Source organism: Variovorax atrisoli, assembly GCF_014195185.1.
Classification (GTDB): Bacteria; Pseudomonadota; Gammaproteobacteria; order Burkholderiales; family Burkholderiaceae_C; genus Variovorax; species Variovorax atrisoli.
The window spans coordinates 223688-246127 of record NZ_JACIBG010000001.1 but is presented as its reverse complement, the minus strand read 5'-3'; the positions used below and the strand labels follow the sequence as shown (position 1 = coordinate 246127).

Annotated in this window: 28 protein-coding genes and 1 tRNA gene; 10 read left to right on the top strand and 19 right to left on the bottom strand. The window is 65.3% G+C overall.

The features are described from left to right. Positions 1-46 precede the first annotated feature (46 nt). Positions 47-289 (top strand): hypothetical protein, encoded by a 243-nt coding sequence (locus tag FHY06_RS01220; RefSeq protein ID WP_184602930.1) that lies wholly within the window; start codon positions 47-49, stop codon positions 287-289. A gap of 14 nt (positions 290-303) precedes the next feature. Here FHY06_RS01220 and FHY06_RS01215 read toward each other — a convergent pair whose 3' ends face one another. The 3 genes from FHY06_RS01215 to FHY06_RS01205 all read right to left on the bottom strand — a co-directional run bounded on the left by FHY06_RS01215 (position 304) and on the right by FHY06_RS01205 (position 2243). Beyond that, on the bottom strand, positions 304-1029 hold the full coding sequence (locus tag FHY06_RS01215; RefSeq protein WP_184602929.1) for an ATP-binding protein: 726 nt from the start codon (positions 1027-1029) through the stop codon (positions 304-306). Further along, a complete protein-coding gene (locus tag FHY06_RS01210) occupies positions 1010-1861 on the bottom strand; it encodes a hypothetical protein (protein WP_184602926.1) in 852 nt (283 codons plus the stop codon). Before FHY06_RS01210 ends, FHY06_RS01215 begins: the two co-directional genes overlap by 20 nt. 139 nt (positions 1862-2000) lie before the next feature. Further along, on the bottom strand, positions 2001-2243 hold the full coding sequence (locus FHY06_RS01205; RefSeq protein WP_184602924.1) for a hypothetical protein: 243 nt from the start codon (positions 2241-2243) through the stop codon (positions 2001-2003). Positions 2244-2360: 117 nt separating this feature from the next. On the opposite strand from FHY06_RS01205, the gene FHY06_RS01200 reads away from it, so the two are divergent. Further along, positions 2361-2642, top strand: coding sequence for a hypothetical protein (locus FHY06_RS01200; protein WP_184602922.1), 282 nt, complete (start codon positions 2361-2363; stop codon positions 2640-2642). Between the two features lie 66 nt (positions 2643-2708). Here the strand turns inward: FHY06_RS01200 and FHY06_RS01195 are convergent, their stop codons facing one another. The 5 genes from FHY06_RS01195 to FHY06_RS01175 form a co-directional block, all read right to left on the bottom strand. Then, positions 2709-2951 (bottom strand): helix-turn-helix transcriptional regulator, encoded by a 243-nt coding sequence (locus FHY06_RS01195; RefSeq protein WP_184602920.1) that lies wholly within the window; start codon positions 2949-2951, stop codon positions 2709-2711. Positions 2952-3273: 322 nt separating this feature from the next. Then, positions 3274-4119: a hypothetical protein gene (locus tag FHY06_RS01190; RefSeq protein ID WP_184602918.1), complete on the bottom strand. Its 846-nt coding sequence runs from the start codon at positions 4117-4119 to the stop codon at positions 3274-3276. 331 nt (positions 4120-4450) lie between these two features. Continuing rightward, the gene (locus FHY06_RS01185) at positions 4451-4762 is read right to left on the bottom strand and encodes a hypothetical protein (protein ID WP_184602916.1); all 312 of its coding nucleotides are present in this window, start codon (positions 4760-4762) and stop codon (positions 4451-4453) included. 133 nt (positions 4763-4895) lie between these two features. Next, positions 4896-5078: a hypothetical protein gene (locus tag FHY06_RS01180; protein WP_184602914.1), complete on the bottom strand. Its 183-nt coding sequence runs from the start codon at positions 5076-5078 to the stop codon at positions 4896-4898. Positions 5079-5218: 140 nt separating this feature from the next. Next, positions 5219-5575, bottom strand: a complete 357-nt coding sequence (locus tag FHY06_RS01175) for a hypothetical protein (RefSeq protein ID WP_184602912.1) — start codon at positions 5573-5575, stop codon at positions 5219-5221. Positions 5576-6305: 730 nt separating this feature from the next. Here FHY06_RS01175 and FHY06_RS01170 point away from each other — a divergent pair. Continuing rightward, positions 6306-6554, top strand: a complete 249-nt coding sequence (locus FHY06_RS01170) for a hypothetical protein (protein WP_184602910.1) — start codon at positions 6306-6308, stop codon at positions 6552-6554. Then, on the top strand, positions 6551-7045 hold the full coding sequence (locus FHY06_RS01165; protein ID WP_184602908.1) for a hypothetical protein: 495 nt from the start codon (positions 6551-6553) through the stop codon (positions 7043-7045). Before FHY06_RS01170 ends, FHY06_RS01165 begins: the two co-directional genes overlap by 4 nt. Positions 7046-7157: 112 nt before the next feature. Here FHY06_RS01165 and FHY06_RS01160 read toward each other — a convergent pair whose 3' ends face one another. The 8 genes from FHY06_RS01160 to FHY06_RS01125 form a co-directional block, all read right to left on the bottom strand. Beyond that, positions 7158-8396 carry a tyrosine-type recombinase/integrase gene (locus FHY06_RS01160; protein WP_184602906.1) on the bottom strand — a complete coding sequence of 413 codons (1239 nt, stop codon included), beginning with the start codon at positions 8394-8396 and terminating at the stop codon, positions 7158-7160. Between the two features lie 173 nt (positions 8397-8569). Then, positions 8570-8646 (bottom strand) — tRNA-Arg (locus FHY06_RS01155). 395 nt (positions 8647-9041) lie between these two features. Further along, complete coding sequence (locus FHY06_RS01150; protein ID WP_019653059.1) at positions 9042-9653, bottom strand: alkylhydroperoxidase domain protein; 612 nt, start codon at positions 9651-9653, stop codon at positions 9042-9044. Between the two features lie 46 nt (positions 9654-9699). Continuing rightward, positions 9700-10347: a CMD domain protein gene (locus FHY06_RS01145; protein WP_184602904.1), complete on the bottom strand. Its 648-nt coding sequence runs from the start codon at positions 10345-10347 to the stop codon at positions 9700-9702. A gap of 48 nt (positions 10348-10395) precedes the next feature. Continuing rightward, positions 10396-11475 (bottom strand): putative FMN-dependent luciferase-like monooxygenase, encoded by a 1080-nt coding sequence (locus FHY06_RS01140; RefSeq protein WP_184602902.1) that lies wholly within the window; start codon positions 11473-11475, stop codon positions 10396-10398. 120 nt (positions 11476-11595) lie between these two features. Beyond that, positions 11596-13128 carry a GGDEF domain-containing protein gene (locus FHY06_RS01135; RefSeq protein ID WP_126184307.1) on the bottom strand — a complete coding sequence of 511 codons (1533 nt, stop codon included), beginning with the start codon at positions 13126-13128 and terminating at the stop codon, positions 11596-11598. Between the two features lie 98 nt (positions 13129-13226). After that, entirely contained in the window at positions 13227-13679 is a 453-nt protein-coding gene (locus FHY06_RS01130) for a hypothetical protein (RefSeq protein ID WP_184602900.1), read from the bottom strand. 120 nt (positions 13680-13799) lie between these two features. After that, a complete protein-coding gene (locus FHY06_RS01125; protein ID WP_184602898.1) occupies positions 13800-14006 on the bottom strand; it encodes a hypothetical protein in 207 nt (68 codons plus the stop codon). A gap of 169 nt (positions 14007-14175) precedes the next feature. Between FHY06_RS01125 and FHY06_RS01120 the strand changes: the two genes are divergently transcribed. Next, on the top strand, positions 14176-14889 hold the full coding sequence (locus tag FHY06_RS01120) for a hypothetical protein (protein ID WP_184602896.1): 714 nt from the start codon (positions 14176-14178) through the stop codon (positions 14887-14889). 357 nt (positions 14890-15246) lie between these two features. Here FHY06_RS01120 and FHY06_RS01115 read toward each other — a convergent pair whose 3' ends face one another. Continuing rightward, positions 15247-15660 (bottom strand): hypothetical protein, encoded by a 414-nt coding sequence (locus FHY06_RS01115; protein ID WP_260309417.1) that lies wholly within the window; start codon positions 15658-15660, stop codon positions 15247-15249. A gap of 25 nt (positions 15661-15685) precedes the next feature. Here FHY06_RS01115 and FHY06_RS01110 point away from each other — a divergent pair, with 25 nt between their 5' ends. From FHY06_RS01110 to FHY06_RS01095, 4 genes are all read left to right on the top strand, one after another. After that, a complete protein-coding gene (locus FHY06_RS01110) occupies positions 15686-15964 on the top strand; it encodes a hypothetical protein (protein ID WP_019653066.1) in 279 nt (92 codons plus the stop codon). A 107-nt stretch (positions 15965-16071) separates the two neighbouring features. Then, positions 16072-17238 carry a DSD1 family PLP-dependent enzyme gene (locus FHY06_RS01105; protein WP_019653067.1) on the top strand — a complete coding sequence of 389 codons (1167 nt, stop codon included), beginning with the start codon at positions 16072-16074 and terminating at the stop codon, positions 17236-17238. Positions 17239-17371: 133 nt separating this feature from the next. Then, on the top strand, positions 17372-18625 hold the full coding sequence (locus FHY06_RS01100) for an acyl-CoA dehydrogenase family protein (RefSeq protein ID WP_184602894.1): 1254 nt from the start codon (positions 17372-17374) through the stop codon (positions 18623-18625). A 33-nt stretch (positions 18626-18658) separates the two neighbouring features. Next, complete coding sequence (locus FHY06_RS01095; RefSeq protein ID WP_184602892.1) at positions 18659-18904, top strand: hypothetical protein; 246 nt, start codon at positions 18659-18661, stop codon at positions 18902-18904. Between the two features lie 32 nt (positions 18905-18936). On the opposite strand, the gene FHY06_RS01090 is transcribed toward FHY06_RS01095, so the two are convergent. Together FHY06_RS01090 and FHY06_RS01085 are read right to left on the bottom strand one after the other, a co-directional pair. Then, positions 18937-19251 carry a hypothetical protein gene (locus FHY06_RS01090; RefSeq protein ID WP_019653070.1) on the bottom strand — a complete coding sequence of 105 codons (315 nt, stop codon included), beginning with the start codon at positions 19249-19251 and terminating at the stop codon, positions 18937-18939. 383 nt (positions 19252-19634) lie between these two features. Continuing rightward, entirely contained in the window at positions 19635-20465 is an 831-nt protein-coding gene (locus FHY06_RS01085) for a crotonase/enoyl-CoA hydratase family protein (protein ID WP_184602890.1), read from the bottom strand. Positions 20466-20554: 89 nt separating this feature from the next. Between FHY06_RS01085 and FHY06_RS01080 the strand changes: the two genes are divergently transcribed. Further along, the gene (locus tag FHY06_RS01080; protein WP_184602888.1) at positions 20555-22429 is read left to right on the top strand and encodes a PhoX family protein; all 1875 of its coding nucleotides are present in this window, start codon (positions 20555-20557) and stop codon (positions 22427-22429) included. Positions 22430-22440: the final 11 nt, after the last annotated feature.

Below are 22440 nucleotides of genomic sequence, written 5' to 3'. Positions count from 1 at the left end.
AGGCGATGTCCGAGCGCGGTGTCGTGCGTGGCGCTAGAGTCGCGCGATGAACAAGAAAATCGGTTTGGTGAAGGTCGCCGTCGACTTGGTCGATGGCAGCTACGACGAGTGGAATGAACCGCTGAGCATCCTGGCCAAGCACGACCGGCTCGTGCACGACGGTCTGCGAGGCAAGGCGCTCGTCCACGCGCTGCTGCACGACGACTGGGAACCGCCGCCAGTTCGCATCACCCTGAGCTGCCCGGGTGTCGATGGCAAGCTGATCGAGATCGGGATCCCCTACAGCTGATCTGAGAGACGCGTTCACGAGTGGCTCCCGCGGTGGCTGGGCCAGGTCATCGGCACCACGCGCGCCCCCTGGCGCAGTCGATCGAAGCTCCGCTCGCCCAACGTCGCTTTGATCTCTAGCCAGGTCAGATTCGACACGAGCGCTGTCGGCCGCTCCAGCCGGTAGCGCAAATCGATCACGTCGAAGAGCTGAACTGTCTCGCTCTCGGAGCCGAAGCCCACGCCCACCTCGTCGATTACCAGCAGAGCCAAGGACGCGAGGCTGTCGAGCACCTCCTCCTCGGTCTGCTCGGCGTGCTTATTCCCCCAGCTGGCGCGCAGCATCTTCACGATCTCGCGAGCGCTGTAGATCGCCGCCGAGAGGCCGCGCTCGCGGATGACGTAGTTCACCATCGCGCTGGCCAAGTGCGTCTTGCCGGTACCAGGCGGCCCAAGCAGCCAAGGCACGTCGCCGCGCTCCTCGCTCTTCTCCACCAGCGCGCGGCAGGCTGCGACCGCTTCACGTTGGGCGGGCAACGACGCTGTGAAGTTGTCGAACGTTGCGCGCAGCGGCCAGCCGAACAGACCGCTTTCTCGCAAGCATTCGTCGCGGTACTCCTCGCGCTTCACACGTGCTCGATGCGCATCGCCGGCAGCCTCGCACTGCGCGCACTGCCGCAACCAGTTGGCCCGATAGTCATAGGCGCCGTGTTCCGGGCACATCTCGTCCGGCCGCATCGAATCAGGCTGGGATTGAGCCATCAGGCGCTCCTTCGTAGTTGCGTTGTTCGAAGCCGGTGTGCCGGCTGAGCGGAGCGCCTGTGCGCTGTCCTGTGACGGTTGCCGTGCGCAGCTTCTCGCAGTCGCGCAGCAGTAGGTCGACAGGATGGCCGGCGTTGACGTAGAACTTGTCCTCGCTGCCGACAAAGAACCGCGCGACCGCCGGGGCTTCATCCATCGGGATGCGTTTCAGCAGGTTCGCCAGGGCGCCGTTGACCTTGGCATTGCGCAGCGGCTCGACGCCATAGCGTGCGGCGTACGCCGAGCTGTAGGCCTCCCACACGTCCGCGGTCTTGGGCTTTTCCTGCTCGGCAGCTTTCGGCTTTGGAGGCTTGGCAGGCCCTGCTGCCGGAGGTGCGTCAGCACTCAGGCAAAAATCCTCTACAGACGGAGACGGAGACGGAGACGGAGACGGAGACGGAGACGGAGACGGAGACGGAGACGGAGACGGAGACGGAGACGGAGACGGAGCATTGCTACCGTCAGTTTTCAGCAATGCTGGGTTCTTGCTGGGTGCATTGCTAGCAGCAGTGCTAGCAGCATCGTTTTGCGTGCTGGCAGCATTGCGGACAGCAGCCCATTCGGGCACCTGCCGGTCAGCTTCAAGCTCGCCATGGTGGCGCTTCGCTGCGTTCCATCGGGCCTTTGCTGAGCGCATGTCAGCACCGTTGGCCCAGGGGTTGTGATCGGCCCAGTCGTGGATTCGGTAGGCCATTGGCTCACCGTCCAAGAAGCCCACGTCCCGCAGCGCAGCGCCAAAGACGTCAAGATCACCGCCCCACTCAGCTGCCAGCTCGATGTCCTCGATCGTCATGCGCGAAAGATCCCCATCCGACCGATTGGCAGCGACCCACGCGAACAGGCACACCAAGCTCCAGCCGGCTTGCGGGCCCAGCCTGCGGATCAACTTCTTGGTCTTGGGATGACCGGGCAAGCCAGTGGAGATTCGAACGTCAGCTGGCATCTGTTCGTCTCACCTTTGCGTCGAGTACGCCGCAGACCAGGTCCACGAAGATCCTCAGCTGATCCAGTCGTTCGAACCGACGACACTGACCCCAGCAGGTGGCCAGGTAGCACTCCTCTCCATCCTCGAAGCGCTTGTGGAGCGTGTGGCCGGCCCGCGTCGCGCGCGTGCGCAGCTGCTCGAAGGCGCGCTCGGTGCCCGCGGCGTCCGAAGCGATGGTGGTGCGCGGCATCAGCGAGCGCCCTCCCAGAGGCTCGAGCCAGAGGCAAGACGCTGCTCATCAGGAATGCCCGCCCGTTTCCGCAATACGATGGGAGCTCCTACACCACCATCGCCGGAAAGGGCGGACATGACCGAAGAACAGCTCCGCACGATCGTCTCGCTCATCTCGGGCACCCAAGCTGCTGTCGTGCATCTGTGCAACGTGCTCGACGCGAAAGGAATCGCCACGAAAGAAGAGCTTGCAAGTTCCTTCGAAGCCACTGCAGAAGTGTTTCCCGATCCTTTAGGAGCGATACCGTTGAGACACATCGCGTCCGGCATTCGGAGCAGCAGCACTCCCGAGGCGGCAGCAGAGCTTGACCGCGTCCTTGCGCGAATGCGCCCACCATCTCCGCCTGCTGCTGGTTAAGCAGAGTGCGGTCGAACTCGCTTCCGCACACCCGAAGCGGAAGCTTGGTGCGTTGGGAGGACACGCTCATGCCGCACCTGCTCGTTCGCGCAGCCAGGTCGTCACGTCCCCGGCGCGCCAGCGCGTGCAGCGGGCGCCGTCCTTGATCGGTAGAGGGAAGTTGGCCGAGGCCATCTTCCTTCGGATCGTCGACTCGCCTAGGCCGGTGATGGTCTTGACGACCTCGATGCGGAGGAGCGCATCCGGGATCTGCGCGGCCTCGATGGATTGCGCTGCCGAGCGACGCGGCTTGGATGTAGCAACGGTCACCGCGGCACCTCTTGGCCAGCCGCTGTCGGGCCCCCGAGTGTGTCCACGAAGGCAAGCAACCTGTCGCGGTCATAGAGCGTCACACGCGGAGTCGGTCGACTCGGCTTCGGAAAGCCGGGACGCTCTTTTTCCCAGCGAAGCAATGTCGCCTTGCTGACGCCACACAAGCTGCTGGCGACGCTTGGGCGCAGCTTCTGGGATGTCGACTGATGCATCTGTTCACTCCGTATCGCCGCAAGGCGCGGCAGGAGCGAACGATAGAAAGTACAGAGCGATTTCGGGGGCAACTGCCTATCGAAATAGGCAGTTGCCCGAAGAATCCTTATTTCATGCGGGTTGCCAGCGCATCAGGAATCTCTTTCAGCTTGTTCTCGATCGTTGTTTCTCCGAGACTGACCCCTATCTGTGCAGCAGCAGCCTGTATGAGGTTTGCCGTCTTCGAAGACTTTGCGAAGTCCAACTTGGCTTCATTGCACAGCACAGCGATGATCGCGAGAAGGGTGTTTCTCTCCTTATTGCCAAGAGGTCTACTAGAGGTCACGGGTCGACCGCTGGAGATTTGACTCTGCAGGTGGGCAATGTGTAGGTCCTTGGCGCGCAACTCGGCTCGCAACACCGTGACGTCATCGGGCGCAGAGGCTCCGTTTGACGAGTACGTCGCGTGGCGAAATTGGGCTCTTCTTTCGGCCCTGTTGTCGGAATCAATCTGGCGAGCCTCGGCAGAATCTTCCAACGCTCTATTCAGGTAGTCGCCAGGAGGGTGACCGTGGCTTTCCAGGCATTCGATCAGGTCCTTGATATCGACAAAGGTACGGTCAGGCAGGGGGCGCGAAGTGGCCATATCTCGCCCAAATACCTCTGCAGGGAGGTGTCCCCCCTCGATTGATCGAAGCAACATTGCAAGAATTCTCTCTTGCGTGGGCGCGACCCCTTTCCGAACGGCGGGTTCATCAGCATCCTGAAAGCCAAAGTCGCCCAGAGGAAACTCTGGGATCCGATCAGACGACCACCAATCGAGCGCTCCCAACAGCGCCGCATCCTCGATGTTGTAGTGATCTCGACCACAGTCGGGTAGCCGCAGGTAGTCCCATCCACCATAGTCGGGTTCGGAAACGTAGACATGAGAACTCGCGGCCGGCGCCGGAGCGAGGAAGTCATCGTCAGTCATATGTGCCTTGTGCTAAGCCTTAGCTGATCAGTTACTGCCACGCCCGAAGGCGCGGCACGGGTCACACCAGCGCCAACCGGCGCGGCAAGCTCACGGGTCTATCTGAACCGACTCGGTTGGCCAGCCCATGCGTCTTCGGAACGCAAGCCGCAATGGCGCGTAGTGCGCCTCAGCCGCTCGTTCGTCGTCGCTGTAGCCTGCAACCACCACACCGTCAACGCAGACCCAGAATGGCTCTCGGAGACTGCGGGCCAGAAGGCATGGCGATCCGTCGTGGTTCGTGACAGCACTTCCGATTGCGAAAGGAGCCGGGATCTTCGTCGATCTCCGCTTAGGCATTGCTCCGGCTCCCCATGTAGTCGCTGCCAGCGGCCTCCGCGAGCTCGTTGATGAGACCGCGCAGCGAACCGATCAGCCTTCCATCGGCGAGCATGTCCTCGATCACTGAGAAAATGTTCCGCGGCAGGATTTCGTCATCCTTTGCACAGCATTGAGTCCCTGCAAACGCGATGCTAAAGGCCTTGTCCTGCTCAACTCGAAGCTCGTTCAAGACCTCGAGCGCATGTTCGTGAACCTGTGCGACTGGGCGCGACGTTAGGTTGGTGGACGCGGCGGTGCCTTGCCCGATAATCTTCGTAGCCATGATGTGCTGTTCCTTCAAACGGTTGCACGTTGCGGTTAGAGCGGCCGGGGTGTTCCACCACCCTGGCCGTTCGCTTTTTTGCCTCAGATCGGCCAACGAGAACCTCCGTTGGCCCCGCCCTGAGCCGCGGCGGTCATTCCTTCAGCGTTGGCTCTTTTGCGCGGTCAATCGCCTTCGATAACCAAGCGTTGCCGAGCCGGCGCAGTTTGGCCCACCGCTCAGGCGTCAGGCGCACCGAGCCATTCACCTTGCGTTCGTCCTCTGGCAGCGGGGGGCGGCCCATCTTGGCCAGCGCTTCACGTTCGGTTTTCGTCATGGGACTTACTGTAATGAAAAAAGTCCGCGCAATGCAGACTTTTTGTAATGAAATAAGTAACGATTTACCCTAACAACGCATTACTCTGGCACCCTTAGGCCCGCGTTAGATCGATGCAGCCATTGAAGTGCCTGATGCCATCAGTCCTGATCATGACGGACACGCCGCCGCCAGGGGTGGCCTGGCGACGGACCACCTCCAAGCACCTGGGCCGCTCGCTCCATCGCCGAAAGCGTTGGAATGCTCGCAAGGTCTGTCGCGTGCTGCGAGGGACTGCCGTCGCTTCGTCTCTCGCCGGACTGGGTTTCAATGAACGGAACATCGAGCGCCCCGCGCATAACCGCGGCTAGTTGCACCTCGACGCGCAGGGAGTCAATGATGCGATCGGTCAGTGCGCATTTCAGGCGTATGCGGTCTATGTCGGCGTCCGAGGGCGCACCATTCAAGGTGTCCAACTCAGCGAACAGCGCTGCACGCAGATCGGCGATGTTCTTCATCACGAAGCCCTTTCTTCAACTTGTTGTTAAGTGCCATGAGCTCGCGCACCTCCCGTGGGAGGAGAAAGTGCGCGCTGTGAGCTTCAATCAGTCTCTCCGTTGTTTTGGTAAGCCCGATCTTTAATGCTCGCCCTCTGACCGAAGACCTGGTCCTGCCTAAAAGCTGAGCGACCTCCGAGTTCGACACGTGAGGATAGAGATCGACCAGCATCGCATCTTCATATTCCGAGTACCCGGCGAATTCGGTAGGGTCAGGCTTGAATAGCCCAAATTTGTGCCGCGTGGTCATGACACTCCATTCGGATCGACCAAACAGTTCGGCAACCTCCGAGTCGGTTGAGCTTGCGGCCACCGCGAGCAACAAAGCAGTGTGGTTTACTGTCCAAGGGCGGCCACACGGAGTCGGGGCGAAGTTGATGCAGGATAGAGAGCAGAATCTGACCATGCGCCCGTGATCAGTCTTTCGAGTTCTTTCGAATCTCTCCCCGCAGTATTCACAGATCAATAAGGCCACTGCAACACTCCTGCTGTAAGTTCACTTCGCCAAACCAAGCGCCGGTGGCGGCTTTACACATGTGAGAGAACAGCCACCATTCCGGTAGATTCTGTTCCATAGCCATGACTCGAAGAGAAGTTGTGACGTTCACCCAAATTGGGGATCGTCACCTCTCTACCGGATCAGCAAAATATCCGAGACGCTACGATAGCGATCAACTTCGAGGAGAGGAATATGAACGGAACAGCCTTCGGGGCGACGATCATGCTGGCATTGATGCTCTTCGGCATCTTGGTGGCAATCTTGTGGGTGCTGATGCCATTCGCGATCTTCGGGACGAAGGATCTGCTACGGACACTCATCCAAGAGCAGAAGCGTACGAACGCGCTTCTGCAGACTCAAGTGAACCTGCAGCAGGCCCAAGCAGATCGCTCGCCGCCCCTTCGAGAACAAGCCGCCTCTTTACGAGGCGAGGATAAATGAATCCGGCAGTAAACGGCCAGAGCCTGTGGGCTACTGTTGCTCCTGATCTCATTAAGGGCCTACCGGCCGCGTTCGTGGCCCTTGTCATCGGAGGCGTCGCCGGCCTCATCGCTTGGCGCCAGTACCGTGTCGCCAGGGCGAAACTGAATCTCGACCTTTTCGAGCAGCGATATCAACTCTTCGAACTGATCTGGACCTATGTCTCAGCGAAGGGCGAACCGTCGAAATCACTCGAGGAGGCTTATGGCAACGCGGTCCACAAAGCGTCGTTCATCTTCGGCGAAGAGATTGGCACTTACATGACCGCCAACATCACGAAGCGATACCAATTGTTGACCGCAGTGCGAACCTTGCGAGAGACGCCATTCGAAGCCCCAGAGCGCAAGAAGGCGGAGCAGGACTGCGCCGCTCTGCACCAATATTGGCTAGACGAGTTGGGTAAGCTGCGAGAGCGATTTTCGCCGTATATGGACTTTGCAGAATGGCATTGATGGCTGCAATCTGAGCGGCACCAGGTCATCACACAACACTGGGCGGTTGAGCATACCCAACATGTTCGGCGTGCTCGGCCTCCAAGAAATCTAGCCTCGCGCTCCTTGAGCATCATGCCGCCTTGAAAGGAAGAATCTTCGCGCCCTGCCGCAACTCGTCGAGATGGTTTGCCCACAACTGCATCATCTTGCGGCGCTTCACCACGAACTCCGCCCGATCGTATGCCGCGCCCAACGGCCCACTCTTGCCGTGCGCGAGTTGGGCCTCGATCACCTCAGGCTCGACGTCCATCTGCTCGACCATGATGGTGCGCGCCATCGCGCGGAAGCCGTGCGCCGTCATCTCAGTGTTGTCAAAGCCCATGCGACGCAGCGCGGTGTTTACGGTGTTGTCGCTCATCGGACGCTCACCTGTGAGCAGGCTCGGAAAAACGTACTGGCCATGGCCCGTGAGAGGCTTGAGGTCTTCTAGGATTGCAACGGCCTGAGTGGGTAGAGGCACCAGGTGCGGTCGGCCATTCAATTTGGCTGTCTTCGTGCGCTTCATGTCGGCAGCAGGGATCGTCCACAGCGCCTTCTCCAGATCGACATTCGCCCATCGCATTTGCCTAATGTTTCCAGGCCGCTGGAAGAGAAGCGCAGACAGATTCAGCGCCGCGCGAGTAGCCGGCTGGCCGGCGTAGGCAGCGATCGCGCGCATCAGCTCTCCGGCCTTTACGGGCTCCAGCACCGCCGCCATGTGCTTGACCTGGACGGGCACGAGCGCGCCCTGCAGGTCGGGCGCCGGGTTACTGGTGCACCTGCCTGTTGCGATGCCGTGCCGGAAGACTTGGCCGGACCATTGGCGCAGTGTGTGTGCGGTCTCGTGCGCGCCACGGCCCTCAACGCGGCGCAAAACCTGGAGCAGCATCGGCGCCGTGATGATGGAGAGCGGCAAGCTGCCGAGCCACGGGAAGGCATCTTTCTCCATGATCGACAGCCAGCGCGCGCCGTATCGCGGACTCCATGCCGAGCTCTTGGTCTTGTGGTACTCGCGCGCCACCGCCTCAAAGCTAGCGTCGGTGTCCACCTTGCGCTCGAGCTTTTCCAACTGCCGGCGCTGCGCGGGGTCAATGCCCTGCTGCTGAATCTTGCGGGCATCATCTCGGCCGACACGGGCGGCCTTGAGTGTCACGTCGGGGTAGCTGCCCAGCGCCAAGCGCTTTTCCTTGCCTTCGAAGCGGTACTTCCAGAACCAACGTCGCGAGCCGCTGGGCTCGATCTGCAGATAGAGGCCCCCGGAATCAGCAAGGCGTATCCGCAGCTTGTCGGTGGGGCATACGGTCTTCCTACAGGCGGTGTCGGTGAGCATGGGGAACAAATTCGACGGCGAAGGTCGAAACTGTACCTGTTCCCCCGGATGTTCCCCCAAACTTGGGGAATCTCAGGGGCTCAACGTGGTTGTTCGTGGGGCAGAAACTAGCACTCTGCAGAGGGAAACACGGGTGTTCATGGTGCCTTGAGGGGCTTCGTGAAGCACTAAATTGGCCTGCCCGGAGGGGATCGAACCCCCGACAACCTGCTTAGAAGGCAGGTGCTCTATCCAACTGAGCTACGGGCAGATTTGAGGCTGGAGAGAAGCCAGCAAAATCAATGACTTGAGCGTGAATGCTCTCACGGACGAGCGCGGATTCTACCGAGTTCCGCGTCTTGGTTCGGCGGGCAGGATGCATTGCGCTGCACGCCATCGGGCCCGTCAGCCAAGCGCGACAACCGTCTCCCAATTCCAGCCCAACTAACCGGATAAGCTGGATTTCATGCTTGCCGGGAGCGGTCCGACCTGCAGACGATCCATCGGCAAGATGCAGCCACCACCATCGCCGACCTTGCCCCGAGACGCCGCAGCCACCCCGCCGAAGGATCGAACTTGCTCGACGCACTCCGCGCCCTCTGGGCCGCACTGGTCGCCATCGGCCGGTTCCTGGCCTGGCTGCTGAACCTGCTTTCGTGAGGCCGATCAGCTGCTTGCGGCCTGCTGCGGCTCTCCGAGCGAAAGCATCAGCCGGTTCGCCCAGTTGAAGAAGGCCGCGCCGTGAATGACGTCGGCGATCGCGAGATCATCGAGCCCCTGCGCGCGCAGTTGCGCCACGTGCTCCACCCCGAACACTGGCGGCGTGGCGGACAGCGCGACCGAAGCCGCCACGATCGCGTTCCAGCGCTCGCCCAGGTCGGCCTTCACTCCTTCGTCGAGCAGCTTCTGCACGTCTTGCGTGCGCTGCGAGAAATGCGAGGCGAAGCGCGCGTGTACCGATGCGCAATAGATGCAGCCGTTGTAGCGCGAGGCGGCGGCGGCCGAGAGCTCGCGCTCGGCGCGCGGCAGGCCGGCTTCGGGGTTGTAGAAAATGTCCTTGTCGGTGCGCGTGCGTGCGCCGAGGATGTCCGGATCGCGCGCCAGCAGGCGGAAGTACGGCGACTTCGCGCGCGATGCGTCGACCAGCCCCTCGAAATGCCGCTCGGTCAGTTCGGCTTCGGGCAGCGGCTCCAGCCAGGGCAGCCATTCGAGCTGCGCCTGCGTGAAGGCGTTCGGATGGGCGTTGTCGGGATGGGTCAGCACGGTTTCGTCGCTCATGGTGTTGGTCGCTCTCTCTGCCTCAATGTCTCTTCGTCTCGCTTGCTCAATCGACGGCGGTGACGGGACGCTGCGCCAGCGCCCTCAGGCCGGCCACCACGCGGATCTGGAACGCGATGAAAGCGACGAGCTGCGACAGCGTCACGATCTCGGTGCTGGTCCATCCCGCATCCAGCAGCGATTTCAGCGCCGCGGCGCTCGCATCGCGCGGGTGAAAGACGAGCAGATGCGCATGCGCGAGCGCGACGGAGAGCTTCTCGCCCAGCGCCGCATGCCCTGCTTCGCTCACCGCGTATGAAGGGCCGGCCGCGTCCTCCGCGCTGAGCGGGCCGGCGGGATATCGGCCATAGGGGCCTTGCGCAGCGCCTCGCTGCGTCTCGCTGGCGATCGCGTCCGCCACGCCGGCGCGGGCGCCCTTATCTACCAAGGCATCGGCATAGAAACGCGCCACCTCGGCCTGCCCGTGCAGCCCCGCAACGAAGGCCGCGACGGCGAACCGGTCCGCAACTTCGAAGTGCCCGAACACCGGCGGCGTCGGCGCGAACAGTGCGAGATAGCTCTGCTGCGCGTGGGTGCGTGCCTGCTCGCGATGCGCGCGAATGCGATCGAGATGGCTGCCGGGCTCGATGCCGACCAGCCGATCGATGACGTCGAACACCGCCGGGACAGCGGAAGAAGAGACGATGGCGTTCATGAAGGGGGAGGAAGGAAGAAAGGAAAAAGGCAAAAGGGGGAGGCGCAGCTACAGGAGTGCGAGGGATTGGAGGTCCTTCGCTTCTTCGGCGCCGCTCGTCCAGCCCAGGGCCGGCGCAACCACGGTGGCAGTCAGTTCGATGGAGCGCAGGATCGCCTCGTGCGGCGGATCGACGGAGTGCACCTGGCAGACCAGGTCGGTCACGCGCGCGAGCGTACTGTCGGCGCGCAGGGAGGCGATCACGTCGTCGGGAGAGCCGACGTGCACGTCGTAGGCGGCAATCAGCTGTTCGAGCGGCGCCTCGGGCCCTGCGCGGTCGGCGAGGCCGGACTGTCCCGCGGCAGCGAAGCGCGCGGCCGAGCGGCGCAGGCCGATGTCGGCCAGGCGCAGCGCCTCCTTGCGGGTGTCCGCCACGAACACGCTGCGCGAGCCCACGATGCGCGGCGTGCGCCCCGGAGGCAGCGCGGCCAGGTAGGCATCGACGATGGGGTTCTGGATCTCGGCGAGCGACGCATGCGGCGCCTGCTCCGGACGCGGCTGGGTGCGCGAGAGCATCAGCCCGTCGCCGGCCTCCCCTGCCCGCGTCCCGCCTCCGACCGAGAAGGTGGCCTGCCAGATGCGGCCGAGCAGTTGTTCGCCCGAGGGGTACAGCGTGTCGCCGCCCTCCAGCGCCCGGCCGGCCCAGGCCGAGCGCACCGCGGCCAGCTGCCTGGCGAAGATGGCCGAGCGGTCGTTCCCGTCCAGCCCGAAGGCTGCAAAGGATTCGGGCGTGCCGCCCGTCCCGACGCCCACCTCGAGCCGGCCGCCCGAGAGCAGGTCCAGCACGATCGCGTCCTCGGCGACGCGCACCGCGTTCTCCAGCGGCAGCGTGACGATGCCGGTGCCCAGGCGAATGCGCCGCGTGCGCGAGGCCACGTACGACAGAAAGACGAATGGCGAGGGCAAGCCACCCTCGTGCTCATGGAAGTGATGCTGCGCGACCCAGGCCGAGTCGAAGCCGAAAGCCTCGGCATGGGCGATCTGTGCCGCGACGAGGCGGTAGCGCTCAGCGGCGGGCGCATCGTCGAGCAGCCGGCTGAAGAAGCCGAGCCGAAGCGGGCGCGATGATTTGTCGGAAATGCCGGGCATCCGGAAAAGAAGGCAGTGTTGTGGCGGGCCTTCGAGTCTTGCCCGGGACGCGGCCCGAGGGAAATCCGGTTATCGCGCTTGCTTATGCGCTTTGCGCTTATTGGCCGTTCGACCGGGCTCTCAGTCCGCCATGCGCTCGGCGGCCGTGCAGACGCGGTTGCGCCCTCCCATCTTGGCGGCGTACAAGGCCCGGTCCGCGGCCTGGATCAGCTCCTTCGGCGGCTGCCGCGTCTCGGCGGGACTCAAGGCATCCACACCGGCGCTCAAGGTGACGAAACCATCCGGCGCGCCTGCATGCACGATCTTCAGGTCGCGCACCGCGCTGCGGATCTTCTCCGCGAGCGCGGCCGCGGCCGCCACGTCGGTATTCGGCAGGAGAACGGCGAGTTCCTCTCCGCCGTAGCGGGCGGCCAGGTCGCCAGGGCGCCGGGCCGCAACGTCGGCGATCGTGCGGCCGATGGTCTGCAGGCATTCGTCTCCGGCCGTGTGGCCGTAGATGTCGTTGTACTGCTTGAAGCAGTCCACATCGAGCAGGATCAGCGCCAGCGTGCTGGCGTCGCGCATGGCGCGGCTGAATTCGCTGTCGAGCGTCACGTCGAACTGCCGGCGGTTCGCGAGGCCCGTGAGGCCGTCTTCCATGGCGAGGGTGTTCAGCGTCTTGTTGAGCTTCTCGAGCGCGTCGCGCGCGCGCCGCAGTTCGGCCTCGGTCTTGTTCTGCAGCTCCATCTGCCTCACCAGGCGCCAGCCCACGAAGCCGACGATGGACACCAGAAGAATCACGCCGCCCGTATGCCTGAGCGTCTCGTCCCACCACGCAGCCAGGATCTCGTCCTTCGACAGCGCGGCCCCGACGAACAACGGATAGTTGGCAAGCCGCCTGAAGCTGTTCAGGCGCGTGACGCCGTCCTGCGAAGACTTGATCTCCGCCGTGCCGACCGGCCCCAGTGTCTTGTAGGCCCGGTAGAGATCGGTCTCCAGCATGTTCCGCCCGACCATCTCGGTGCTGAACGGGCGACGGGTCATCATCGTGCCGCTGTCGAGGATGAGTGCGACGGCTCCCGCCTGGCCGATGTCGAGGCTGTCGTAGAAGCGGGTGAAGAAGTCGACCTCGATGGTGGCGAGTGCGACGCCGCCGAAGCTGCCGTCGGGGTTGTCGATGCGCCGCGACACGGGAACCAGCAGCTTGCCGTTGGTGCGGCTCTTGACCGGTATGCCGATGTGCGGCCCGCGGTCGTCGTGCTCGCGATGGAAGATGAAGTATTCGCGCTCGGCGTTGTTCAGGTTCTGCGGCCGCACTTCACGCGAGTTCACGATCCAGCCGCCGTCCTTGTCGTAGACGTGGATCGCATCGAGCTGCGGGAGCGCGGCCACCCGCATGGCGAGCACCTTGTGAAGCCGCTCGACGGCCGCCGGCCCCGTGCCGTCGTGCTCCACGCGCTCGACGACGCCGATCAGCGCGGTGTCGGTCTCCTTGATCGTGTCATCCGCCTGCTGCGCCATCGCGCGCGCCAGGTTGGCCGTGGCGACGCTCATCTGCCTGAGCTGGACCGCACGCGACTGCCAGCTGTTCCAGCAGTCGAGCGCAACCAACGCGAGGCAGACGACAGTCACGAAAACCGTGGTCCGGAAGGTGATGGAGGGTCGACGAAACACTATCTGCTTTCGAGGCGTCGATGTCTGAAGCGCCTCGCAGACTTTGACACATCTGCGGCCGGATCGGCAGCGATCCAGCGACGCAGCAAGGCCCCGTTTCAGACCGGACGCACGTCGAAGAACGCCTCGTCGGTGTCGCCCAGGTCGCGAAAGCCCGCGGTGCGCGCCGCGTCGTAGGCCTTCGCCCAGCGCTTGGCCAGCGCGATCTCGGCCTTCGACAGATCGCTCTCGCTCGATTCGCTCGCGTTCTGGAAGGCTCGCAAGGCCTCGACCACGTCGCCGCCGAGCTGCCTGTCAATCTCGCGCCTGAAGCGCTGCTCGGCCACCTTGACCGCATCGGCCACAGGGTGGGAGTAGTCGGCGAGCCGGACGGCGTATGCGACCCGGTCTTCCACTTCGACGTTCTCGAAACGGAACGGCTCCTCGGGCGCAGCGCCTGGAAACGATGGCTCGGGCAGCACCATCGCCTCATGTTGCTGCGACAGGGCCATGGGAAAGGCTGATGCTGCCGCAGCAGCACCTCTGGGGAAGAAAAGCTCGAACTGGTTCATGGTTCATCGCCCCGGCACGCAGTTGCGCACCGATCCGGGCTCGTAGCCAAAGACTGGATGAATATACAGTCTTTGGCCACTCTTAACCAGCCCGCGGCGCGCCGGCGCCGCCGCTTGCGCTCAGCGGCCGTCGTAGATCATCCGCCAGACATTGCACCCGTTCGGGCACGCCGCTCTCGCCGGGCTCGGATTCGCCTGGATGGCCGCGACTGGCGCGACGGGCGACGCAAAGAGGGAAAGATCGGCAGGATCGCTGCCCGGCGACGGAGTGCCGCCGACGACGAGTGCAGTCACGCTGACCGCCACCACTTTTGTAACCATCAACATGATCGTCTCCAGCAGTTGGTCACCAATCCAAGATAGACCTGCCGAAAACAAAAATCGCGAGGATTTACCCTCAAGGAATATCGGGCAAAGAAAGCTTTGGGCAGATACGGTTTATTCATATCATTCCGGCCGATCGAGAACCGGCCCGCGCCACCCAGGGAGAAAGAGCATGAAGCGTCGTTCAACAACGCCATGGAAGAAGAGCCGCACCTATGGCGACATCCACGGCGGTCGCACTCGTCGCCGGTTCACGGACAACATAGTCGCTCGCGCGCACTCGCTGCAACGACCCGCACCAGGGCAGGCCCTGCCGGTGCTGCTCCAGGACAATCCTTCACGCGAGTTCTTCTTTCCCGTGTCCGTTGAAGAGTGCGCGGCCGCCCTCCATGCGCTTCCTGCAGGCCATGGGGACGGCATCACGCACATCTGGCTGCGGCGCAGACCCGAACGCATGACCGGGTTGAATGCATCGCTGGCCGAATTCATCTACGGCAGCGGTGTCCGCGTCGTTGTCCTATATCCGTGGCGTGTCGACGGACGCCTCTACGTCGGTCGCAAAAAACCCAAGCCGCAGCACGTTGCACCGTACGTGCGCTTCGGAGCGTCGATCGTCAACGAACATGGCCGGTGGTACGCCGCGTTTTCAGCTGCCGGCCTCAAGCGCTTCTACATCGAGCACCTGTTCTGCCACGAGGTCGGCCATCATGTCGATCGATACTCGAGACGCCACCGACAGGCCGAAGAGTTCGCAGATCAATACGCAGTTCAGTGGGGGCCGCTCACCACCACGATCATGACGGTGCCCTACTCCGGCGGCAGCCTCCTGGCCGCCTCCGGCGACAGCGCAGATCCAGGCTCCGCAGCCTCCCCCGCCTCCACGTAGTTCAACTCGACCGGATGCACGATGGAAGCCGCCGGCTCGCCATCGAAGCGCACCAGCAGGTATTCGCCGCTAGCGCCCGTGATCGCACCGAACCTTCCTCGAAGCTCGACCCTGCCGCCGCGTCGTGCAGGAACCTTGAAGCGCACGCGGATGTATGGAAGACCCACGCGGAAATACTCGACCATGCGAACTCCCTGAATTGCGAATGCGGTCGACGACGCTGCGGCGGTCCCACCGGGGGCCGCGCAATGTCGACAACCGCTCGTTGCAATTTCGTCGCAGCCGTGTCGAATCCTTGTCAGCCGGAATCGCTCCCCCGTGACAGCCACGGGTCATTCGGCGGGCGCGCCAAGCCGCTCAGCGGGGGTTGCCGAGGGCGTTTTCCTCTTCCGCCTCGATGTCCTCGTCGACCTCCTCCCGGGGGCCGACATTCAGGTCTTCCGAAAGCCCTTTCAGCACGACGTAGCCCGCCTGCAGTGCCTCGGCGTAGGTTGGGAAGCCCTTGGCTGCTTCCATCAGCGGTTCGAACTCCATGGAGTTGTCGAAGGATTCCAGGAGTACCCAGAAATAGTCGCCCTCGTCGTGCTGGTCGACGGTCAGGGCGATGGAGATGAGTTGACCGGCCATGCCGCGCATGGTGGCCCGCCCAGGTGACAGGCCCAAGTAGCGCAGATGAACATTCGGCTTCGTGCGCGAGTGCTCGAAAACACTACATCCCTTCACGCAAGAAGCCTTCACGGCGTCACTGCGGATCGGCGATGCTCTGGGCATGCCCGCAGCAAATCCACGTTCACCAGTGCGCCGCGGATGGCGCGCCGCCGCGCTGATCTATACGGTCGCCGGCGTCGCCTGCATCCTGGGCTGCGCCGTCGCGCCCGACAGCGACGTGAGCCTGCTCGTCGCCATCGCGGGCGGGCTTCCCTGGTCGCTGAGCCTGCTGACGCTGGGCCTGTCGCCGGGCGTGGCCAACACGGCGCTGCTGATGCTCGCCGCGAGCTGGACGGTCAATGCCGCACTGCTGTGGTGGCTGGCGCTGCGCCGGCCCGGGCCGCACAGTCCCTCGCATCCGGCCTGATGGAGCTTTGACGCGTCGGAGCGATTCGGTGCGATCATCTCGCCCCGAAACACCGGGCGCCCGGCGCCCGCCCCACAACAAGAACCGAGACACGAGGCCCTTCCCCGATGCCCCAAGCCCTGCAGCAAGTCAACGCGCCGCTGATCGGCGTTCCTGGCGGCCGCCATCTGCTCGACACCCCCGCCCTGCTGATCGACCTGCCCGCGATGACGCGCAACATCGAGCGCATGGCCGCCTTCGCCAAGTCGCGCGGCGTGAACCTGCGCCCGCACGTGAAGACGCACAAGTCGGTCGAGATCGCGCGCCGCCAGGTGGCGGCCGGCGCCATCGGCGTGAGCTGCGTCACGCTGGGCGAGGCGGAGGTGATGGTCCAGGGCGGCATTCCGGGCGTGCTCATCACCTCGCCGGCGGTCACGCCGAGCAAGATCGCGCGGCTCATCAAGCTGGCGCAGCAGGCGCGCCCGGGCGACGTGATGGTGGTGGTCGACAACCCGCAGAACCTCGCCGAACTTGCGCGCGCCGCCAGCGAGCTCACGCACCCGCTCGACGTGCTGGTGGATTACGGCGCAGGCTACAACCGCACCGGCGCCGCCACGCAGGCCAAGGTGCTCGAGCTGGCCGCGCTGGCCGCCGCCGAGCCGCGCCTGCGGTTGCGCGGGCTGCAGGCCTATGCGGGCAACCTGCAGCACATCGTGGCGCGCGATGAGCGCAGCGCGGCCGCCGCGGGCCTGCGCGAGACGGTGGCGGGCATCGTCGCGGCGGCGCGGCGCCAGGGCCTGAACTTCGACATCGTCACCGGCGCGGGCACCGGCACGCACGACCTCGATTCGCAGGAAAACGCCTTCACCGAACTGCAGGCCGGCTCGTACGTTTTCATGGACGCCGAGTACAGCCGCGTGCTGGCCGACGGCGACCGGCCCTCGCCCTTTGAGACGTCGCTCTTCGTGCAGACGGCCGTGGTCAGCACCAATGCGACCGACTGGGTGACGGTGGACGGCGGCACCAAGTGCTTCTCCACGGACAGCGGCGTGCCGGTGGTGGCCAAGGGTGCGGATGCCGCGAGCCGCTACGCCTTCTTCGGCGACGAACACGGCAAGCTGATGCCGCCTGCGGGCTCTCAAGCCTCTCAGGCCCCAAGACCCGCGCTGGGTGCCCGGGTGGAGTTCGTCACGCCGCATTGCGATCCGACCGTGAACCTGCACGACGCCTACCACGTGGTCGAGGGCGGCACCCTCGTCGCGATCTGGCCGGTGGACGCGCGCGGCAGGCGATAGCCGCCGAGCGCGGCCGGAAGAAGCCATCGGCATAAGAAAACGCGAAAAGCGTATTTCACAAGCGCCGTGCCGCGGGGGACAGTCGGGCGCTGTCCCTCTTTTCCCGGGCGTGCCTTCAGGCCGCCCCGCCCCCATGGAATCCATCCAAGCCAAGACGCGCCCCGCGGCGCAAGCGCCGCTCGCTCAGGCGCCGTCGTTCCAGCAACTCGCTGCCCGCTTCCGCCCCGTCTTCCAGCGCATCGCCGAGCGCTCCGCCCAGCGCGAGACCGACCGCGAACTCGCCTACGAACCCGTGGCCTGGCTCAACGCCGAGCGCTTCGGCGCGCTGCGCGTGCCGCTCGAGCACGGCGGCCTGGGCGGCTCGGTGGAGCAGCTCTACGACCTGCTCATCGAACTGGGCGAGGCCGACTCCAACCTGCCGCAGATCCTGCGCGCGCACTTCGGCTTCATCGAGCGGCTGCTGGCGGAAATCGACCCTGCCCTGCACGGCCCGTGGATGCGCCTTGCGGCCGAGGGCGTGATCTTCGGCAACGCCACCACCGAACTCGGCGACGGCTCGCTCAAGACGCTGCAGACCACCTTGAAGCGCGACGGCGACGCCTGGCGGCTCGACGGCGACAAGTTCTACAGCACAGGCACGCTGTATGCCGACTGGATCTCTGTCTCGGCCCAGCGCCTGAACGACGACGGCAGCAGCGACCGCGTGATCGCGCTCGTGCCGGCCGAGGCGCAGGGCGTGGAGCGCGTGGACGACTGGCGCGGCTTCGGCCAGCGGCTGAGCGCATCGGGCACCACGCGCTTTCGCAACGTGCGCGTGAAGCCCGAGAACGTGCTGCTGTACGTGCGCGACCAGCCCACCCCGCTGACAGCGCATTTCCAGCTCACGCACCTTGCAACGCTCGCCGGCATCGCGCGCGCCATCGTGCGCGACGCGGTGGCCTTCGTGCAGCCGCGCAAGCGCGTCTACAGCCATGGCAGCGGCGACACGCCGCGCGAAGACCCGCTGGTGCAGCAGGTCGTCGGACAGCTCGCGAGCACGGCATTCATCGCGACCTCGACCGTGCAGGCCGTGGCGCGCGGCCTGGGCGAGGTCGACCGCTTCCGCCAGCGCGGCGAGGCCGTGCCCGAGAGCCTGCTGTTCGAGGTGGAGCTGAACACCGCCAAGGCGCAGGCCGGCATCGTCGATGCGGTGCTGCAGGCCGGCACCCGGCTCTTCGACATCGGCGGCGCCTCGGCGCTGCAGGGAGACCGCCAGCTCGACCGGCACTGGCGCAATGCCCGTACGCTCGCCTCGCACAACCCGACGATCTACAAGGGACGCGTGGTGGGCGAATACCTTCTCAACGGAACAAGGCCGACTTTCTACTGGGCTGTGGGGAGCGCTTAAAGTCGCGGGTTCTCCAACGGACCTGCTTCTTCCATGCGCCGACTGCTGCCAGCCCTTCTCCCACTCGTCGTCCTCGCCGGCTGCGCGGCGCCGCAAACCGGCGTGCTGCGCCTCAACGACGGTGTATTCAGGGCGGCGAGCGAGCAGGAGGCGCAGGCCTATTGCCGCATCGATGGGAACCCGATCCGGTTCCTGCAGCCGGCCGACGCACCGGCCACAGCGGCCACAGCGGCCACAGCGGCTACAGCGGCCAGCGGCGTGCTCTTCAGGTGCGACTGAAGAAGACTCGGGGAGTCAGGGGCGTCGCCTCTTCAGACGCGCGGGAGCGCCGCAAGGAAGGTGGACACGACGATCGCGGCAGCGCGGTCCAGCTGCAGGATGTCAGCGACGTCGAAGGCGTGCGGCGCGGTGCGTCCGCTCGAGCCGAGCGGCTTGCGGATCTCGACGAGGACTTCGGCCGCCAGCTCGCGGTCGCTGCGGGGCCGGCCGTCGGGGTGCATCACCCATTCATCGACCTGATCGAACGGAATGCTCCGAAAGACTCCCACGATGGGGACGTACTTGTAGCGATCCTCGCCCACCAGGATGGGCACGCTGAGGTTACAGAAAAACGTGGTCGTCGACATGCAGGATCGCCGTCGCTAGGCAAAGCATTCAATTGTTAATGAGTGAGCTGTCCGGAGCCATCCTCTGAGGGAGCCGTGACGGGGGGAGACGTGACCTTCTGCACACAAATTGCCTCCATCCTTGTCCATTTGGGCTACAAAACAACCACTTTATTCTTACATAAAGATACACCGAACGGGATTCTTTGATGTTTTCGGCTGCTCGAGCCCCGAATTGAAGGCCGCTGAAGGGGCGCTCTTGTAAACACGCGCCGGCAAACCCGGCACGCGAAGGCGGGCGAAGAGTGGCTGCGGCGCCCGGGCGGGCGCCCGCCTCGCTCACCTCGCAGCGATGGTTTCAGCAGGATCGGCCGCAGCGCGGCCCGGCCACACCCAGGCGGCTGTCAGCCCGGCGTGCCGAAGCGCGGTGCGCGCCGCTCGATGTTGGCCTTCACGGCCTCGACCTGGTTGGGGCTGCCGATCAGCGCCTTCTGCTCCACCGATTCGGCCAGCAGCAGCTCGGCCGCGCTCTGCGAGAGCGATGCGTTCAGCAGGCGCTTGCCCGCGCGGATCGCGTCGGGGCTCTTGCCGGCGATCTCGTGCGCCATCTGCAGCGCCTCGGCCAGCGGGTCCGCGCTGACGCGGGTGGCGAAGCCCAGTCGAAGCGCCTCTTCGCCCGAGAAAATACGCCCGGTGAAGGTGAGTTCGCGCACCACGTCGCTGCGGGCGAGTTCACGCATCAGCACCATGCCGGCCATGTCGGGCACCAGGCCCCACTTGATCTCCATCACCGACAGCTTCGTGTCGGGCGCGACGATGCGGATGTCCGCCCCCAGCGCCACCTGCAGGCCGCCGCCGAAGGCCACGCCGTGCACAGCGGCGATGACGGGCACCGACACCTCGCGCCAGACCATCGCGACCTGCTGGGCGGCATTCGCGATGCCGTGCGTGCGCACGACCAGGTCGGCACCGGCGGCGCCCTCGCCCAGCACGTCGGCGCCCGCGCCCTGCTGCTGCATGCGCTCGAAGGAGGCCATGTCGAGCCCCGCGCAGAAGGCCTTGCCGCGGCCCGAGATCACCACCGCCCGCGCCGTCTTGTCGCCGCGCAGGGACTCGCCGGCCTCGATGAGCGCATCGAACATCGCCGGATCGAGCGCGTTCATCTTGTCGACGCGCGAGAGATGCAGTTCGACCACGCCGTCGGCGTGGCGGGTGCGTTCGATGCGGTCGGTCATTCGATGTCTCCTGGGCGGTTGCTGCGCCAGTATCGCCGGGCACGGGCTCAGGCGATGATGGCGGCTGTCGCCAACACAACACCGAAGCCATGCCCCTGGACCGCCGCCATTTCCTCATTCAATCGGGTTCCGCCGCCGCCGTGGTCGCGCTGTTCGGTCAGGGCTGCGCCTCGACGCCAGCGCCTCCATCCGCCGGACCCGGCGAGACGCTGGGCTTCACCGGCGTGCCGGCGTCCCTGCGCGACGGCATCGTGATACCGCCCGAATACGAATGGCAGTTGCTCTACCCCTGGGGCTCCCCCACCGGCGTCGCCGGCCGCATGCCGACCTTCGCGCCCGACGCCGGCAACAGCGCCGACGACCAGGCCGTGCAGGCCGGCATGCACCACGACGGCATGCATTTCTTCGCGCTCGACGCGGCCGGCGAACGCGGCCTGCTGGTGATGAACCACGAGTACACCGACGAGCAACTGCTGCACACCGACGGCGGCAAGGAATGGACTGCCGGCAAGGTCCGCAAGTCGCTGCACGCCATGGGCGTCTCGGTGATCGAGATCCGGCGCAGCGGCCAGGGCTGGCAGCAGGTGCTGCCCTCGCCCTTCGCACGCCGCGTGCACGGCAACACGCCGATGCGCATCGCCGGCCCCGCCGCCGGCACGCCGCTGATGCGCACCACCGCCAATCCGGCCGGCGACGCGGTCTTCGGCACGTTCGCGAACTGCGCCATGGGCGTCACCCCGTGGGGCACCTACCTCACCTGCGAGGAGAACTTCCACGGCTATTTCGGCGGCCCGAAGGACGCGGCCCGCAACGCCACGCCGGCCCAGCGCCGCTACGGCACGGTGGCCGGCTCGCAGTGGGTCGAGTACTGGCGCTTCGACGAGCGCTTCGACCTCAGCCGCCATCCGAACGAGCCACACCGCTTCGGCTGGGTGGTCGAGATCGATCCGTTCGACCCCACGGCCACGCCCGTCAAGCGCACCGCGCTGGGCCGCAAGCGCCAGGAAAGCGCCACCTGCACCGTCGCGAAGGACGGCCGCCTCGTGGTCTACATGGGCGACGACTCGCGCTTCGAATACATCTACAAGTTCGTCAGCCGCGACAAGGTGCGCCCCGGCACCGACGCCGCAGCGCGCGCCGCCAACCGGCACCTGCTCGACGAAGGCACGCTCTATGCCGCGCGCTACGACGCCGGCGGACGCGGCCAGTGGCTCGAACTCACGCACGGGCGCAACGGCCTGGACGCGGCGAACGGCTTCGCCGACCAGGCGGAGGTGCTGATCCACGCGCGGCTGGCGGGCGACCAGGTCGGCGCCACGAAGATGGACCGCCCCGAGTGGATCGCCATCCACCCGCAAAGCGGCGAGGTCTACGTCACGCTCACCAACAACAGCCAGCGCGGCGACGCCGGCAAGCCCGCTCCCGATGCGGCCAACCCGCGCGCCAACAACCTCTTCGGCGGCATCCTGCGCTGGCGCGAGGACGCGGGCGATGCGGCCTCCAACGGCTTCTCGTGGGACCACTTCGCGCTCGCCGGCGACCCCGCGCAGCCCGGCAGCGGCGCGCGCTATCCCTCGGCCGGCGCCGACGCATTCGGTGCGCCCGACGGGCTGCACTTCGACCGCGGCGGCCTGCTGTGGATCCAGACCGACCTCAGCGGCCAGGTCATCGGCAAGCCGCCCTACACCTCGCTGGGCAACAACCAGATGCTGTGCGCCGACCCGGCCTCCGGCCGCATCAAGCGCTTCCTCACCGGGCCCAACGGCTGCGAGATCACCGGCTGCGTGGTCACGCCCGACCGGCGCACGCTGTTCGTCAACATCCAGCACCCGGGCGAGGCGCGCGACGACGGCGACACGAAGCACAACAGCGCCTGGCCCGACGGCACGACGCCGGGCAGCGCCCGGCCCCGCTCGGCGACGCTGGCCATACGCCGGCGCGATGGCGGTATCGTCGGCACCTGAGACAGCCAACA

Excerpts from the sequence above, each read along its gene's own strand:
- FHY06_RS01175 (WP_184602912.1), bottom strand. The coding sequence starts at position 5,575 with ATGAAGAACATCGCCGATCTGCGTGCAGCGCTGTTCGCTGAGTTGGAC.
- FHY06_RS01095 (WP_184602892.1), top strand. The coding sequence starts at position 18,659 with ATGCGCCGACTGCTGCCAGCCCTTCTCCCACTCGTCGTCCTCGCCGGC.
- FHY06_RS01090 (WP_019653070.1), bottom strand. The coding sequence starts at position 19,251 with ATGTCGACGACCACGTTTTTCTGTAACCTCAGCGTGCCCATCCTGGTG.
- FHY06_RS01200 (WP_184602922.1), top strand. The coding sequence starts at position 2,361 with ATGACCGAAGAACAGCTCCGCACGATCGTCTCGCTCATCTCGGGCACC.
- FHY06_RS01115 (WP_260309417.1), bottom strand. The coding sequence starts at position 15,660 with ATGCCCAGAGCATCGCCGATCCGCAGTGACGCCGTGAAGGCTTCTTGC.
- FHY06_RS01220 (WP_184602930.1), top strand. The coding sequence starts at position 47 with ATGAACAAGAAAATCGGTTTGGTGAAGGTCGCCGTCGACTTGGTCGAT.
- FHY06_RS01150 (WP_019653059.1), bottom strand. The coding sequence starts at position 9,653 with ATGAGCGACGAAACCGTGCTGACCCATCCCGACAACGCCCATCCGAAC.
- FHY06_RS01140 (WP_184602902.1), bottom strand. The coding sequence starts at position 11,475 with ATGCCCGGCATTTCCGACAAATCATCGCGCCCGCTTCGGCTCGGCTTC.
- FHY06_RS01145 (WP_184602904.1), bottom strand. The coding sequence starts at position 10,347 with ATGAACGCCATCGTCTCTTCTTCCGCTGTCCCGGCGGTGTTCGACGTC.
- FHY06_RS01190 (WP_184602918.1), bottom strand. The coding sequence starts at position 4,119 with ATGACTGACGATGACTTCCTCGCTCCGGCGCCGGCCGCGAGTTCTCAT.
- FHY06_RS01105 (WP_019653067.1), top strand. The coding sequence starts at position 16,072 with ATGCCCCAAGCCCTGCAGCAAGTCAACGCGCCGCTGATCGGCGTTCCT.
- FHY06_RS01100 (WP_184602894.1), top strand. The coding sequence starts at position 17,372 with ATGGAATCCATCCAAGCCAAGACGCGCCCCGCGGCGCAAGCGCCGCTC.
- FHY06_RS01120 (WP_184602896.1), top strand. The coding sequence starts at position 14,176 with ATGAAGCGTCGTTCAACAACGCCATGGAAGAAGAGCCGCACCTATGGC.
- FHY06_RS01080 (WP_184602888.1), top strand. The coding sequence starts at position 20,555 with ATGCCCCTGGACCGCCGCCATTTCCTCATTCAATCGGGTTCCGCCGCC.
- FHY06_RS01180 (WP_184602914.1), bottom strand. The coding sequence starts at position 5,078 with ATGACGAAAACCGAACGTGAAGCGCTGGCCAAGATGGGCCGCCCCCCG.
- FHY06_RS01205 (WP_184602924.1), bottom strand. The coding sequence starts at position 2,243 with ATGCCGCGCACCACCATCGCTTCGGACGCCGCGGGCACCGAGCGCGCC.
- FHY06_RS01125 (WP_184602898.1), bottom strand. The coding sequence starts at position 14,006 with ATGTTGATGGTTACAAAAGTGGTGGCGGTCAGCGTGACTGCACTCGTC.
- FHY06_RS01210 (WP_184602926.1), bottom strand. The coding sequence starts at position 1,861 with ATGACGATCGAGGACATCGAGCTGGCAGCTGAGTGGGGCGGTGATCTT.
- FHY06_RS01160 (WP_184602906.1), bottom strand. The coding sequence starts at position 8,396 with ATGCTCACCGACACCGCCTGTAGGAAGACCGTATGCCCCACCGACAAG.
- FHY06_RS01215 (WP_184602929.1), bottom strand. The coding sequence starts at position 1,029 with ATGGCTCAATCCCAGCCTGATTCGATGCGGCCGGACGAGATGTGCCCG.
- FHY06_RS01185 (WP_184602916.1), bottom strand. The coding sequence starts at position 4,762 with ATGGCTACGAAGATTATCGGGCAAGGCACCGCCGCGTCCACCAACCTA.
- FHY06_RS01085 (WP_184602890.1), bottom strand. The coding sequence starts at position 20,465 with ATGACCGACCGCATCGAACGCACCCGCCACGCCGACGGCGTGGTCGAA.
- FHY06_RS01165 (WP_184602908.1), top strand. The coding sequence starts at position 6,551 with ATGAATCCGGCAGTAAACGGCCAGAGCCTGTGGGCTACTGTTGCTCCT.
- FHY06_RS01130 (WP_184602900.1), bottom strand. The coding sequence starts at position 13,679 with ATGAACCAGTTCGAGCTTTTCTTCCCCAGAGGTGCTGCTGCGGCAGCA.
- FHY06_RS01170 (WP_184602910.1), top strand. The coding sequence starts at position 6,306 with ATGAACGGAACAGCCTTCGGGGCGACGATCATGCTGGCATTGATGCTC.